The organism is Pseudomonas sp. MF5691, assembly GCF_016405645.1.
Taxonomy (GTDB): domain Bacteria; phylum Pseudomonadota; class Gammaproteobacteria; order Pseudomonadales; family Pseudomonadaceae; genus Aquipseudomonas; species Aquipseudomonas shahriarae.
This window is the reverse complement of sequence record NZ_JAEKDC010000013.1, coordinates 25,178-38,968: the sequence shown is the minus strand read 5'-3', so window position 1 is coordinate 38,968 and position 13,791 is coordinate 25,178. Positions and strand designations below refer to the sequence as shown.

General features: G+C 55.2%; 17 protein-coding genes, 1 tRNA gene and 1 pseudogene. 5 read left to right on the top strand and 14 right to left on the bottom strand.

Annotation, left to right across the window (positions count from 1 at the left end):
* Both tusD and JFT44_RS18640 read right to left on the bottom strand, forming a co-directional pair.
* Complete coding sequence (gene tusD / locus JFT44_RS18645; RefSeq protein ID WP_057960002.1) at positions 1-393, bottom strand: sulfurtransferase complex subunit TusD; 393 nt, start codon at positions 391-393, stop codon at positions 1-3.
* Positions 394-480: 87 nt separating this feature from the next.
* Positions 481-1,152: a Bax inhibitor-1/YccA family protein gene (locus tag JFT44_RS18640; protein WP_029293588.1), complete on the bottom strand. Its 672-nt coding sequence runs from the start codon at positions 1,150-1,152 to the stop codon at positions 481-483.
* Positions 1,153-1,304: 152 nt separating this feature from the next.
* Between JFT44_RS18640 and JFT44_RS18635 the strand changes: the two genes are divergently transcribed.
* Positions 1,305-1,395, top strand: a tRNA-Ser gene (locus tag JFT44_RS18635).
* A 128-nt stretch (positions 1,396-1,523) separates the two neighbouring features.
* Here the strand turns inward: JFT44_RS18635 and JFT44_RS18630 are convergent.
* From JFT44_RS18630 to JFT44_RS18620, 3 genes are read right to left on the bottom strand one after another with little or no spacing between them, the layout of a single operon-like run.
* A complete protein-coding gene (locus JFT44_RS18630) occupies positions 1,524-2,510 on the bottom strand; it encodes a tyrosine-type recombinase/integrase (protein WP_307830299.1) in 987 nt (328 codons plus the stop codon).
* Positions 2,511-2,537: 27 nt separating this feature from the next.
* On the bottom strand, positions 2,538-2,774 hold the full coding sequence (locus JFT44_RS18625) for a DUF4224 domain-containing protein (RefSeq protein WP_198831021.1): 237 nt from the start codon (positions 2,772-2,774) through the stop codon (positions 2,538-2,540).
* Between the two features lie 11 nt (positions 2,775-2,785).
* On the bottom strand, positions 2,786-3,016 hold the full coding sequence (locus tag JFT44_RS18620; protein ID WP_198831020.1) for a hypothetical protein: 231 nt from the start codon (positions 3,014-3,016) through the stop codon (positions 2,786-2,788).
* A gap of 745 nt (positions 3,017-3,761) precedes the next feature.
* Here JFT44_RS18620 and JFT44_RS18615 point away from each other — a divergent pair.
* A complete protein-coding gene (locus tag JFT44_RS18615; protein WP_198831019.1) occupies positions 3,762-4,160 on the top strand; it encodes a TonB family protein in 399 nt (132 codons plus the stop codon).
* Positions 4,161-4,460: 300 nt separating this feature from the next.
* Here the strand turns inward: JFT44_RS18615 and JFT44_RS18610 are convergent, their stop codons facing one another.
* From JFT44_RS18610 to JFT44_RS18600, 3 genes are all read right to left on the bottom strand, one after another.
* On the bottom strand, positions 4,461-5,315 hold the full coding sequence (locus JFT44_RS18610; RefSeq protein ID WP_057959923.1) for an SPFH domain-containing protein: 855 nt from the start codon (positions 5,313-5,315) through the stop codon (positions 4,461-4,463).
* 377 nt (positions 5,316-5,692) lie between these two features.
* On the bottom strand, positions 5,693-6,385 hold the full coding sequence (locus JFT44_RS18605) for a cytochrome P460 family protein (RefSeq protein WP_057959922.1): 693 nt from the start codon (positions 6,383-6,385) through the stop codon (positions 5,693-5,695).
* A gap of 143 nt (positions 6,386-6,528) precedes the next feature.
* On the bottom strand, positions 6,529-7,035 hold the full coding sequence (locus tag JFT44_RS18600) for a YkgB family protein (RefSeq protein WP_198831018.1): 507 nt from the start codon (positions 7,033-7,035) through the stop codon (positions 6,529-6,531).
* A gap of 121 nt (positions 7,036-7,156) precedes the next feature.
* Between JFT44_RS18600 and JFT44_RS29205 the strand changes: the two are divergent.
* Positions 7,157-7,244: pseudogene (locus tag JFT44_RS29205) on the top strand (DUF4113 domain-containing protein); the annotation flags it as partial.
* Positions 7,245-7,785: 541 nt separating this feature from the next.
* Positions 7,786-9,039, top strand: a complete 1,254-nt coding sequence (locus JFT44_RS18595) for a ferric reductase-like transmembrane domain-containing protein (protein ID WP_198831017.1) — start codon at positions 7,786-7,788, stop codon at positions 9,037-9,039.
* A 142-nt stretch (positions 9,040-9,181) separates the two neighbouring features.
* Here the strand turns inward: JFT44_RS18595 and JFT44_RS18590 are convergent, their stop codons facing one another.
* The 3 genes from JFT44_RS18590 to JFT44_RS18580 form a co-directional block, all read right to left on the bottom strand.
* Entirely contained in the window at positions 9,182-9,745 is a 564-nt protein-coding gene (locus JFT44_RS18590; protein WP_198831016.1) for a histidine phosphatase family protein, read from the bottom strand.
* A 498-nt stretch (positions 9,746-10,243) separates the two neighbouring features.
* Positions 10,244-11,083, bottom strand: coding sequence for an endonuclease (locus JFT44_RS18585; protein WP_169990002.1), 840 nt, complete (start codon positions 11,081-11,083; stop codon positions 10,244-10,246).
* Positions 11,084-11,151: 68 nt separating this feature from the next.
* The gene (locus JFT44_RS18580; RefSeq protein ID WP_057959916.1) at positions 11,152-11,619 is read right to left on the bottom strand and encodes a helix-turn-helix domain-containing protein; all 468 of its coding nucleotides are present in this window, start codon (positions 11,617-11,619) and stop codon (positions 11,152-11,154) included.
* A 71-nt stretch (positions 11,620-11,690) separates the two neighbouring features.
* Between JFT44_RS18580 and JFT44_RS18575 the strand changes: the two genes are divergently transcribed.
* The gene (locus JFT44_RS18575) at positions 11,691-12,212 is read left to right on the top strand and encodes a DUF2938 domain-containing protein (protein WP_169990000.1); all 522 of its coding nucleotides are present in this window, start codon (positions 11,691-11,693) and stop codon (positions 12,210-12,212) included.
* Here JFT44_RS18575 and JFT44_RS28745 read toward each other — a convergent pair.
* The 3 genes from JFT44_RS28745 to JFT44_RS18565 are packed head-to-tail and all read right to left on the bottom strand — an operon-like array spanning position 12,165 to position 13,645.
* Positions 12,165-12,413, bottom strand: a complete 249-nt coding sequence (locus tag JFT44_RS28745) for a DUF6434 domain-containing protein (protein ID WP_222933367.1) — start codon at positions 12,411-12,413, stop codon at positions 12,165-12,167. The genes JFT44_RS18575 and JFT44_RS28745 overlap by 48 nt on opposite strands.
* Positions 12,414-12,467: 54 nt before the next feature.
* Positions 12,468-12,989, bottom strand: coding sequence for a GNAT family N-acetyltransferase (locus JFT44_RS18570; RefSeq protein WP_169989999.1), 522 nt, complete (start codon positions 12,987-12,989; stop codon positions 12,468-12,470).
* Positions 12,990-13,039: 50 nt separating this feature from the next.
* Positions 13,040-13,645, bottom strand: a complete 606-nt coding sequence (locus JFT44_RS18565; protein WP_198831015.1) for a hypothetical protein — start codon at positions 13,643-13,645, stop codon at positions 13,040-13,042.
* Between the last annotated feature and the right edge of the window lie 146 nt (positions 13,646-13,791).

The following is a 13,791-nucleotide window of genomic DNA, read 5'->3' as shown; positions in this document are numbered from 1 at the left end:
TCATGGCCCTCCAAAGCAGATCAGGCGGTCGGCGTCCTGAATGGCGTCGTGCAACTGCCCCAGGCCTGACAGCGCCCACGGCGCGTCCAGATTCACCGCACTGCGCTGGTAGCGCGCAGCTTCCTCGGCATTCAACACCCCTCGACGCAGCGCCGCCGCAATGCAGACCACGCCGTCAAGCTGATGCTCGCTGACGAAGGCGCGCCATTGTTGGGCGATATCCTGCTCATCCTGGGGCGTGACCACCGAATTGGCAGCGCTGTAGACGCCATCCTGATAGAAAAACAGCCGCACAATCTCATGCCCGCCGGCCAACGCCGCCTGGGCAAACTGCAGGGCGCGGCGCGAGGAGGGCGCATGGGCGGCGGAAAAAAGCGCAATCGCGAACTTCATGGAACACTCTGTAGGCAAACCTTTGCCAATGATAAAGCCGCAGGCAACAAAAAGCCCGCCGAAGCGGGCTTTTTGATGAGGCTGGGATCAGTCGTCGCGGCTCATGATGCCGAAGATCTGCAACAGGCTGACAAACAGGTTGTAGATCGATACATACAGGCTGATGGTCGCCATGATGTAGTTACGCTCGCCGCCATGGATGATGGCGCTGGTCTGGAACAAAATGCAGACCGAGGAAAACAGCACAAAACCGGCGCTGATCGCCAATTGCAGGCCGCTGATCTGGAAGAACATGCTCGCCAGCACGGCCGCCAGCAACACGAAGAAGCCAGCCGTGATGAAACCGCCGAGGAAGCTCATGTCCTTACGGGTGATCAGCACATAGGCCGACAGGCCACCAAACACCAAGGCCGTCATGGCGAATGCCGAGCTGACCACTTCCGCGCCGCCCTGCATACCCAGGTAACGGTTCAGGATCGGGCCCAGCAGGAACCCCATGAAGCCGGTCAGGGCAAACGCCGACACCAGGCCCCAGGCCGAGTCGCGCAGCTTGTTGGTGAGGAAAAACAGGCCGTAGAAGCCGATCAATACCACGAAGATATTCGGGTAGCCGACACGCATCTGCTGCGCCACATACGCCATCACGCCGCTAAATGCGAGGGTGAGGGCGAGCAAGCCGTATGTATTGCGCAGGACGCGGCTAACCTCTAGCTGCTCAGCCTGCACGTTGCTATTAACTGCGTAATCCTGTTCGCGCATGGCGACACTCCTTCAGTTTTGAAACGTTCAGTCGCAAAGATCATAACAGACGCTCTGTAACAAGCTATGCAGAGAGTTTGACAGTGTGTTTCATTCGGGTATTATGGCGCCCGCTGAGACAGGATGGGCTATTATAATCCTGTGTTGCGCAAGGGAAATTGGCAGAGTGGTTGAATGCACCGGTCTTGAAAACCGGCGAACGTTAATAGCGTTCCCAGGGTTCGAATCCCTGGTTTCCCGCCAAGATTCATACGAAAGCCCCGCGAATGCGGGGCTTTCGTGTTTCTGGCGTTCGATAATTGGACAGGGTTTTAAACTAACAGTTTCCGCATCGTTTAAGACGCTTTCCGCAACTACTGTCAGATCCTCTATCAACGGGTTGGCTTTACGATCTCACCAACACGTCTATAAACCGTCTCGGTTATCCGCTTATCCGTGTGCCCAAGCAGGCGACTGGCATCGCCCAGGTCCAATATCTCACTGGCTGCTTTCGGTCGGATGTCGCGGAACTGGAACTGCCGGATGCTCGCGGCAAGTACGCCGTCTCCCGCCTCGTTAGCAATGGCAATTGCCTTGTTCCTGGCATCGTCAAAGCGTAGGCGTAGCATCGGCTTGGTCACCTGCCGGCCATCTTCAGTGATTATTAGGTATGGAGTCCGTACTCCACGCGAGCGCCGCTGCTCTATCAGTCGCTCGACCAGTGTGCCCAGGTCATTAAGGTTTCCGGCAGCGGTAAGGCGGATCCGGAGCTTCTTGGCCGTCTTGCCTTGCGATACCTGCAGGAATTCATTTACTGCATCAGCCTCGCGCATCGAAAGCACATCTGCGGGGCGCTGTCCGGTCAGGTAGGCCAAGTCCATAGCATCGCGAAGCTCCGAGGCTGCGACTGCGTAAACGGCGCTCCAGATCTCCTCAGTTGCGTAGAAGTCCCGAGGCGCCTCCTTGTTCTTGCGCACGCCGGCGGCAGGGTTGTTCTCGGTGAGCCCCCACTCCCGCGCAATGTTGTAGATGTGCGACAGCAGAGATATTTCCCGGTTGGCTCGTACCTTGGCGGTCCGGCTATCCCTGTACTGCGCGATGATCTGTGGCGTAACCGCATCAATAGGGGCGTCGCTGAACGCTTTGCGCAGTTGCTTCAGGCTCAGGAGATTATCGCTCTGCGTCTTGGGCGCCTTGCCTGGGATGATCTCGCGCTCGTAACGGTCAAACACCTGGCCCAGCAGGGCTCCTTTCTTCGGTACCGGCTTGCAGTCGAGCTTTGCCCATTCAGCCTTTGCGATTTCCAGGTCACCCCCGAGCGGTATCTCCACCCGCTTCCCGTCTTCATTCCTCCCGTCGTAGTAATACCCAACCCACACTTTACCGCCTTCTTAGCTCGCATCTTTTTATCCTACCTTTGATAAATCTAGCGACCAGGCTTCGGCCGCAACGTTTTCTGCTGATGGCTTCACTCCGGCCAACTTCATCCGGGCGTAAACGCGGCCCACCACTGGACGGCGCGAGCGAGTCAGTACGTATTTCCAGCCGTTTTTGTTGAGCCACTCGATCTGCCTGGACGGGATCATGTAGCCCGTTACTGCCGCGATCTCTTCCTCGGCAAGCGTTTTGCTTTGCATTTCCATGGTGTGCACCTCTATGCCCGGGGATTGTCATGCGGGCCAGTAGGCCGCGCTGTCTTGATGATGTGGATGATGAAACCGAAGGTGAGCAGCATCCAGGCGACGGTGCCTGCGAATGCTGCAACCAGGGTTTGGTCGGTACCGGTGGAGAGCAGCTCCGGCACCTGCCAGAAAAACCAGAAGGTGGACCACGCCACGTACAACACGATGGCCGTCATGAGCAGGGTGAGTTTCGTTGCGTACATGAGGTTTCCTTGCCGCTCGAGGCAGCAGATATTGATATAGGGAAGGGCGGGTGTTTCTCGCTGGAAAATTCAGTCAGGACTGTTTTCGGACAGTTCCTACAGACGATGCGAGTCCGCGTTCATATGATTTTGGATTTCGTACCTAGCAACTCCTGTGGCCGCCGGCGGGGAGTTTTAGGTAGCCAAATTCATAGTTCTAAGGGTTGAACATGTCTGATTACTGGAAAGAGGTTGCTGAGCTGAGTAGCAAGGTCGAAGTTGCTTCGAAAAACCTTACGGAGTATCTACGGATCAATCCTGAGCCTTGGAGAGCCTCTGACCTTAGGGAGTTTGCTGCTTTGCATGTAGAGCTTTTGGATGCACAGATTGCATACGTCTCTTTTCAGCACACAAAACTTGTATAAACGCCGATGCCCTTGAAACGGTGAGCAACTGCAGGAATCATTTGATACTGATTATCAGTAGAGGGTATCTTTGCCGCGCTTCCCCAGCAGGGAAGGCTCTTTACCGGTCTATGGATGGCGAGGCGTACTCTGCTGGGTGATCACCTCGCCGGCCGTTCACCGGCAGGAATTTATGGTGTAATGAGAAGGATTCTTAAAGGTGGGGCGAGATGGTCAAGGCGTTAAGGCGGGGCTACCCCGTTACCGATGACATCCAGCAAGCTAAATCATGAGATAGGGCATTGCGATGCGTTTATCTCAAGCCTCCCTTCGCGAATGAAGGCGTCAAAGGAAATGCGCTCATGAAGTACAGCTGGATAGTGATTGTTTTACTGCTTTGTGCTTGTGTCAGTGGCCCAAGCCCTCAACAGCTGGCAGAGCAGCGCTTATGGGAGCAACAGTTGCTCACCCATCTCTCCTTGTACAAGTACTACCCCGAACAAGCTCGACTTCAAGGGGCGACAGGCTTGGTTAGAGCCGAATTCTTCGTCGACGCTCGAGGCAACGTCTCACGTCAGAAAATCATCAACTATTCTGGGTCGGAACTCTTTGTTCCTGCTGTACAGGCATTGATTTCGGTAGCATCACCCGTACCTGCGCCGCCACCTTCAATGCTTAAGGACGGTGAAGTCCAGATAGTAGCCCCCTTTCTATATTGCTTGGAGCAGGGTGCATGCCCGCGTCCCACAGCAGGCATTTAAGCAGCACGGAATAGTGCTGCGGCAACTCTAGCTGTCACAGCGGATTTTAAGAGCTAAGGGGCGACATTCCAGGCCATGAAGGGCGGCTAATTATGAGTCCGCATTTGTGTGTGGACTTGTGGTCGTGAACCTTGCTTTTCTTACGTATCGAGCCAGGCAGCAAGATCTTTCGAACGCGAAAGACTGAGTTGGTTACCACCATCCGTGATACCCGATGCAGCGAGTAGGGCGGTTTTTTTCAACAGGAAGACAGCAGTGGTTCGCTCGCCGCCCCTGCGCGGGGCGGCGAAATAGACAGGGTTACTTGACGTCTATGAAAGGAAGGGCGCTGTTCGGCAGAACAGTAGTAGGCAGCACTCCGTTCCAGCGTTCTGCTTTGGTCAGCTCAACCAAGTTTTGATTACTGGCCAACGCTTGAGCTCTTGCTTTGATAGCTTCTGCTTCTGCTTTGCCTCGCAACTCGGTGGCCTGGGCATCTGCTTTAGCCTGAGCGAGCTGTGAATCTGCTTCCGCCTGGGCTTGAGTAACTCTGATCTGAGCTTGAACCTGCTCTGTGGCTAGTTGTTGTTCGCGGGTTTTTACTTGCACCTCTGCGGCCATGCGCGCCTCAATAGCCCTCTCATAGGCGTCGCTAAAGTCAATGTTCTCAACTTGCACACTATCGATGATTACCGGCCCGATGATGGTTGCCTTAATGGCTGTTGATATATCGTTTACCAATTGAACGCGGTTCTGCACAGCAGCAACCGCATTGAATTTACCGAAGACATTCTCGACCTGCGTTGGTACCTGGCGACTGATCAACCTGTCGCGGATGCCGTCGAGGTCTTTGAACTGCGTGTAGACCTTCGCTACGTCTGACGGTGCGATGTGCCAGGACACAGAAACCTTGAGATTTGCTGATTGCTGGTCTTTGCTGTATGCCTGCATGCCATCGTAGGAGGTAACTTGGCTCTGGGTGCTGATGAAGCGCACCGATTCAATGAACGGGGTTTTGAAGGATAGTCCAGGGTCGACGACGCCGACGAGTGCTCCGTTGCGCAGTAACACACCGCGTTCTGTTTCATCTACCGTGTACCAACTTCCAAAGAACACGAACAGCAGGGCAAGAGCGATTGCTGCGCCGATGATGCTACCGTAAGCCTTACTGATCATTTTTTCTCTCCTTGATTAATTTATAGGCGGCGACTGCGCCGTACATGACCAGCGCAATCAGTACGACGGCGCCGATAAGTGTTGCTAGTGCTCTCATGAGCTCTCCAAAGGTAATCGCGCCGTCCGTCACGGAAGCAGCAGGGCGAGGGTTGATATTTTTTGATATATAATAACGTTTTGCTGGAGAAAGGGCGCGAAGGAGTGCAGAAATTTATTCAGCTCAAATAATCACTGTCGTGCCAGGCTAACCGCTCTATGCCAATGCGCTTATCCGGCTTTCTTCCTGTCTCGGTAGCTCAAAGAATACTTGGCTGCTGCTGATTTCTCCGCTGACATCTCAAGTCTCCGTCCAGCCAAATAGAACACCTTCGCCGTGACTACTCGTCGAAAGCCGCTTCTAGATTAAGTTTTGCGGCGCCGCCTTCCCGTTGAAAACCAGGCTGGTTCAGCCTTACAGACCATACATAGTCGTGTTTGGGGCCCACGTTGTCGATGTGACATTGGGCGCACTGAGCACGCGCTCGCGCTGGAGAGAATTGTTCATAGGGTGGCGCCTGATGCCCAAAACTGAAGTACGACCAACCGCCCGGCTCGCCGGGATAGCGTTTGCTGTCTTTGAGCATTAGGCTGAGCCCTGTTTGTCCGTGGGCAAAAATGACCTTACTGCCGCCGAGATTGCAAACATAAGCTGGCGGACCATCGCAGTTCTTCGGATCGATACTAGTGATACTGAACTCCTTGATCATCAGAGAACCTTCCGGCCACGTCCCTGTTTTCATGAAGGCTCGGTAGGCGCTTGGCTCAACATAGACACTATGGAATTCGGGCGTCTTCGTTACGGTGTTGTCTAGAGGGGTTACAGTGATAGATTCCCACGCTGTATAGGCGTGCACCCACGAGCGGTAGCCTTTCGGAAGGGCCGCCTCACCGTTTTCGTTAAAGGCGAGCTTCACTGCCGGGAGAGGCAGTCCGGCATCATTGGATTGCTTCTCAATGGTGCCAGCCAGGGCAAAGGTCCCCGCCAAGGCTACCGCCGCCATAATCAGCCCATAAGGCAGTACTCGAACCATACATCCTCCTAGAGACGCCGCCGGTGAGAACGCTCTCACTGCATTGTTTGCTTTCCTTAAAGATAGAAATAATCGAAGTACTTGATCGTTAGTTTCTTTCCAATCACTGGTCCACTTTCTGTTGTAGTGGGTCAGCGAACGTTTCAGGCTAGATCGCTGCGCTCCGTGTCACTCTGTTTGGATTGAGTCGTCAGTTGTTGCGCCGCGTTCTTGAGCAGCACCAACGAGCCGGCCATCAACACCAGGTCTTTGATAAGGAAAGAGGTGGCGCCGCCCATGGCTGGGAAACCACCTGCCGAAGCCTCCCAACCACCCGGAGTGGTTAGGAGCAGACTGGCGGTTGTCAGATAGGTAAGAGAGGAGGCGGCGGCGGCAATAAACGCGATCCTCGGTGACCATGCGCCTATGGCCAGACCGAGACCGATAGTCCACTCAGATGCACCGAGAGCATAACTTGCGCCCTGAGTGCCAAACGCTCCGTACATCCAAGAAAGGAGGGGGCTGTTGCTGATCAGAGGGATCAATGCCTGGGCTTCGTAATCAAACCATTTTGTGTAGCCAAACATCAGGAATATCAATACAAGAGCCCAGCGCATGAATTCGACTTCAAACGACTGGCGAAGCAAGCGGTAATATATTGATGAGGGCATGGGATTTCCTTAACGTCTATGAGAGTTATAGACGTAGAGTTCCCTCAAATCGGTGCGTTACAGTTTTTGTAATTTTTTTGAAAAGGTCATGAAGGGGATGCTGCGCTCGACCAACGTGCCGACGAATCTCGACTGGGGGGCGCCGGGAGATGATGAGTCAGAGCTTTACGACGAGGCTTGATCAGTTATGGTCGGTGGCTTGCAAATAAGGTTGGTGTTCGTTCGGCAGGACGCCGGGGGAGAGGGTAAATCATTTCCGCAACTGTACATACGCCCCTTGATCTGTGGGGCTTACAGACCAGCAAAAATCGACCAAGTGCGGAAACGATACATGGCTAAGGTGTTGATTTATTTAGTTAACTCGGCAGTCTTGAAAACCGGCGAACGTTAATAGCGTTCCCAGGGTTCGAATCCCTGGTTTCCCGCCAAGATTCATACGCGAATGCGGGGCTTTTGTGTTTCTGGGGTTTGACAATTACAGTTTCCACTCGCTCGACCAGTGCGCCAAGAAGGCGAATCCAGAGATTATTGCCTGTGAGTCCTACACTGGACGACCCACAGAACCCCCGCTCCCGAAGACCGCTGTGGCGAGCGAAATCGCGCACGGCTGGGTTCATTCGCATGTTCTCTCTAGATATGACCTGGGTCATCTTCCTATTTCAGTAGCCTGCTAACGTATCAGGCCGCTGACGGTTTCAGGGAGGATAAGGTTCAGCCTACGACACCATATTCATAACGGGAGCGTTCACGGTGAAGAGCTGGCACTGCATACTCGGTATCTTAGTGATTACGACACTAACGCTGCTGATTGAAATACCTGTTGATACCTGGCTCACTTCGGCAACTCTCAGCCTGATATTTGGAGCGTGCGCACTGGTTTATATGGCGGCTTCCTGCCTGTTGGCCAGTCGCTGGAGGGTAGTTGAGAATCTATTCGGCGGCTTGGACCGGGTCTATGAGTCACACAAGTGGCTAGGTATCTGGGCGCTTGTATTCGCCACGTATCACTTTGTATTCAAGGCAAATCTGGATGTCTGGAACAGCGTGCCTATTCTGGAACTGCCAAAATACTGGACGCGGCTAGTGCGCCAGTTGAGCTATGTAGCACTAGGTCTGATCGTACTTCTTGCGTTGAACCGCAATATTCCTTACAGCCTGTGGCGGTGGTGGCACAAGCTCTCCGGGCCATTGTTTCTGGTCGTGATTTTACATTGGTTAAGCTTCAAGTCGCCGATCACTTTGTTCAGCCCTTCAGGCCTCTGGTTGGCGCTGTCCTGCGGGTTGGGTGTGCTGGCAGCCCTTTACAAACTGGTTCTTTACCCCTTTTTTGCCCGTGCTGGCGAGTACAGGGTGAAAACCGTCAATAGGGGCAACAGGGCGCTGCATTTGACGCTGGAGCCCATCCATAAAGGATTTGACTTCAGTGCCGGGCAGTTTGCGTTTCTGGCCATGCAGCAAAAGGGGTTGCGTGAGCCTCACCCTTTCACGATCGCTAGCGCCAGCGGTCCGAATGGGCAAATTGAGTTCATTATCAGAGGGCTTGGGGATTACACCAAAAAGCTCTGCGAGTGCGCGAAAGCCGGAATGCTTGCCACTGTCTACGCCCCTTATGGGAGATTTAAACGGGTCTCTCACGCCGAGCGAGAAATCTGGATCGGCGCGGGTGTGGGGATTTCGCCTTTTATTTCCTGGTTGCAAGATCCGAATGCCAAAGACTTCGAAAAGGCAACGCTGGTCTATTGTTTCACCCCCTCGCGCGCCTTCCCGCCGTCCGAAGAGTTGGAAAGTATGGCCACCATGCGTGGTGCGCAATTTGTTCGCAATACGGGGGGGACTGAGCAGTTGGCTGAAACCTTGAGTGACGCGGTGGCTCAAACCAAACCGCACCAAATTCATATCAGTTTTTGCGGCCCCAAAGGACTACTAAGCAGGGTGTATGAACTAATGGATCTCCATCGAATTCCGAAAGCTAATCTTCACTTCGAACTTTTCGACTTCCGTTGATTCGATAGACTGCCTACTGCAGGTCATGCCAGCTGGTCATCCAGCTCCTGGGGGCGCAGCTAGGCTGCAATCCCTGGAGGCTGTTAGATGATCCGTAAAAACCAGCTTCTACGAAGCGCGCGTGGCGTTCTCTCGACGGGCCTTACTGCTGATTCATCTGATAGACCACTGCGCTCCAGTAGCGGTTTCCGTTACGAATCTGGCGAGTCCAGCCGTTAACCTCGAGCTGCTTGCCGATCATTCGATTCATAAATCCATGACCGAGCAACAGGACTGGCCCTGCGCTGGAAAGGTCTTGAAGTTGTCGCGCTGCCTTGCCGGCCCGTAGCCTGGCCTGGCGGGCTGATTCGACCGTTCCCGAGAAACCGCACAACCAGGAAATACGCAGGATAAACGCCCACGTAAACCCAGAGAGCTTCGGCAGTCTCCAGCGGCCATGGGGCAGTTGTGCCTCACAGAACACCGGGTCTACCACTGTAGGCTGAAGACACAACGCCCGTACGGAGGAAAGCGCTCGAGGGGCACTACTCGATACGATTACTCGAGCGGTCGCCGCCAGTTGCATGCTCGCCTGCGGGGCGGGCTGGCGGGTGATTTCAGATAAGTTGTAGTGTTCGATCCAGTGTTTCATTTCGAATAATGAAACCTTGCCGAGCATGGTCAGGTTCGGCTGGCCATGGCGCATCAGGATGATCTCCCTGTTCATTGTGTTCACGTCCTTGTCTTGCCGCACATTGAGCCGAAAGGGTATCAGCTAGCCAGCAGGTTTGTGGAGCCACCATCATTAAATCAGGCCATCGGATAAGGGCAATCAGCTATTAGCCTTTCTGTGCGAGTTCCTCCGCCAGGGGATCAATGCTGACTTTTTCTTTGTTTTTATTGTGAGAGAGGGTTTTTATGCCTGACCGCTTCTCTGATGCTTTATTGGTTTAATTAAATAAATCCGTCCCCCTAACATGGCTCACATGCCCAGAGTGGGAATGGTCACCTGGCCACACTCTATGAGTTGGCCAGCGGTTACTTGCAGCCCATCATTGGGTTTTGCGGCGTACCCGGCAAGAAAGCCGGCGGCCACCAAGGCGATACAGAGCAGGGATCTTCTGAGAATCATCGGGAATTCGCTGAGTTGTTGGTATGAAAACATGCAGCACTGATTCCCGATTATGAAAAAGGTTCCTGGCGCACGGGCTCTGCAAGGCACCACCTACGACAGCACCACCACACGGGCGCTCTCGAACAGCACCGGACGGACAAGAATTTTGTAGCTGTCAGCATCGAAGGACTGCGGCGGGAGGGCCGGCGCCAATCGGGCTTCGGCCTCCGAGGCATAAGTCCCGATGTACCGCCAGTTGTCCACGACGTGGTATTGCTCCATCTGGCCATGGCGTTCGTGCAGCGCAATGGCCGCGGGGTATGGCCAGCGGTGGACGGCCCAGTGCGCCAATGCCTGCAGCAAACGTTCGGTATGGGCTGCATGGGTTTCGTCGCCTCGGCATGCCCCGGCGCATTTACGGATCTGCGCGCGGAAACAGCCCTTTGTGTTGGCTGGCTCTATACCCAACAGGCTATGACAGAGGCGATGCTCGTCGGCGAGCAGCATCAACGCTTCGATTGCCATGCGCCGGCTGCGGAACAGTCCGTACAACTGTGGCCCCTCAGCTAGCGCGGTGGTGTCGATGATCTCGAGTTTGCCTTGGTGCATGCGCAGCGAACACAGGCGTCGCTGCCTGCGCAGGCGCTTGTTCTTCAGGGGCTGCAGCTCTTTGATCAGGCGCGACTCCAGCAACAGTGCACCGATTTCCCCAGCGGTCTGCTGGTACTCGATCCGCTGTGCCTGACGCAGCATGCGCGCTTCTTCGGGAGTGCGCAGGTGTGCCAGCAGACGGCTGCGGATATCGACACTTTTACCGATATACAGCGGCATCGAATCGCCTTGCGCGTAGAAAAAATACACGCCGGGCGCACGCGGCGCAGCTTCGGCCTGGGCGCGAAGGTGGGCAGGGTATTCGAAGGGCAGGGCAGGGGGCGTCGGTCGTAGAGGCATGCCAAATATAGTGCGGCATCAACTGGCGAAACGGGGTGCCGCTGGTCGGGCACCTTGGTGGACACGCCTCAGGGGGTTCGACCCCCTTTGATCTTGGCGGTCTTGAGGTGTGATTGAGACCTGTTGCTGGTATTTCTCCTCACGCTGCCCGTCTTCACAGCGCTCAGGATTTTTTGAAAGTTCGCGCACTCGATATGCCGGGCCGCAGGGCAGGCCGCAGCACGCCGCAGTCCATCGCGTATGGCGCTGAGCTGCTGGATCGTACGGTCCAGCTCATCAGCCTTTTCGGCCAGTCGCTGATGGTCAATGGCCGGCTGGCCATCCGCGTCCAGCATGGTGGCGATATCGTCCAGGGAAAACGCCGCAGACTGGCCGAGTGTGATCAATGACAGACGTTCAAGTACATCCGCAGCAAATACCCGGCTCAGGCCACGGCGACCTATGGAGCGGATAAGGCCTTTTTCCTCGTAGTACCGCAGGGTCGAAGACGGTAGGCCGCAGCGGCGTGCCACTTCACCGATATCCATTTCTTTCATGCTTGACCTCAAGTCGACTTGAACTTGCAGACTGCCGGGATCAAAACCGGCCAAAGGCAAGAGGAAATAACATGGAAACCGCTGAGATGGTACTGCGTATGGTGCTGGTTGGGCTGGGGGCCACGTTGATCATGGACCTGTCAGCGTTGATTCAAGCACGGGTATTTGGCAGCGCATCGCTGGACTACAGGCTTGTCGGCCGTTGGCTGGGCCACATGCCCAAAGGACAGTTTCGCCACGCCTCGATTGTGGCTGCGCACCCTACCTGGCATGAAAGCCTGATTGGCTGGGGGTTCCATTACGTCACCGGCAGCGTCTTCGCGATGGTGCTTCTGGCATTCCAAGGGCAGGCCTGGCTCTGCAGCCCCTCGCTGATGCCCGCGTTGCTGACGGGCTTGATTAGCGTGCTTGCACCGTTCTGCATCATGCAGCCCGCCTTTGGTTTCGGCTTCGCCGCCGCCAAGACGCCGACACCGAACCGAGCCAGGCGCCGAAGCCTGCTTGCCCACCTCACGTTTGGCGCCGGGTTGTTTGTCGCGGGCTGGTTACTGATCCAACTCTTTCCCGCGTCGGTGTGCTTGAGGCAAGGATGACCGAGTCCGATTCCACTGATCCGCCACGTCCCCCATGGTCAAGGGCTCGCCACTCTTGATCCAGGCCATGAACGCCCGATCGAACTTGAATGACCCCCCGCACTCGCCGATCAGGAACTGGCGCACCTTCTGTGTATTCCTGTAGTGCTTGTCCAGTGGGGTGGTGCGGGTGATGGGGCCGGAGTGCCAGTCGAAGCTCATTGCCATTCCTTGGGTGATGTAATGCGTTGCGGGTATGAGAAGCGTGACCCTTGTCTACCGGGAAAGATCGCAGCGCATTACAACCATCCCGATGTCGGCCTTGTCGGTACTGAACGGAATTTCGCCGAGTGCCTCAAATCCGCAGTTTTCATAAAAGCGCTGTGCACTGGTATTGGACCTCAGCACATCCAACCAGATAGAGCCTTCCTTACGGTCTTTTGCGTACTGGTGGATAAGCTGCAAGAGTTGCTTTCCGTAGCCTTTGCCGGCCTGTGACTTGAGGAAGTAAATTTTCTGTAGCTCACTGCCAACCTGACCAGGCAAGGGCATAGGTTTGGACCAGTTGACCTTTGAAAAGCCTACGGCGTGGTTGGTTTCGTCGAATGCGATAAGCCAGCAGTGATGGGCAGGCGACTCGATTGATTTCTGCATTTCGTGGGTCGAGAAGTCTTCGTTCAGGAAGTTCTGCATGCCCGCAGCGGTCCAGATTTCAGAGAAATGCTCTCGGTATGTCTTCATGCCGAGTTCCTGAAGGAGGGGGATGTCTTCTATGGTTGCTTCCCGAATGCTGATCACTGCTCTGCTCCTTGCCTGAATTGTCGGACGCAGGTCCTGAATTTTTTCACTCAACAGTTAAATACCGGTGCATAGCGCTCTTCCCGTTTCTTGAAGTGAATCGGCGCCATCGGCACTTTTTCACCGTTCACAAATATAGCCGGGAAGGTGAGGGTGAAATCATCCATATCGCCCTTGCCCAGGGCCGTGCCCTTGCGGCTGCTGCTGGATTGCTTCTTGGGGTCAAAGCCGGTTTTCAGTTGTTCGATACTGACTTGATAGGTCTCGCCTGTCGCCAGCGTAACAGTGACCAACGGCGAATCGGCGCTGACCCACAGCGGCGGGTCAGTTTGTTTGTAAGCCGCCCGGCGCTGATCCGGGGTGTCCAGGTTGCGCCGACGTGGGGGGATGTAGAGCCGGCCAAACAGGCGCAGTTCGGTGTCGGTTGAACGCAGGTTGCCTGGCCAGCTGGATGTTCCGGGCGGTGCTACATAGACCAATACGTGCACCCAATCGAGTTCTTCCGAGAGCGGGGCGTAGCTCATTGCGGCTTTCGGGCCGGGGCAGGTACGTTCGAGTAACGCATGGGTGCCCACTGCCGATTGCGGATGCAGATACGGCCCGCTGCTGCATCCTGCGAGCAGCGCCAAGAGGGGGTAGAGGATGTATTGCTTCATTGGGGGCCAACTCCATTTGCTGTACGGGCGACTATGCCATTTCTGCGGTTGATTCTCATCAGCTCTGTGCAGCATTATTCTGGTGTTTTTCAGGATCGGCGGGTGTAAGTGTGCGGATACCGTCACCATTATCCAGGGATAAACCA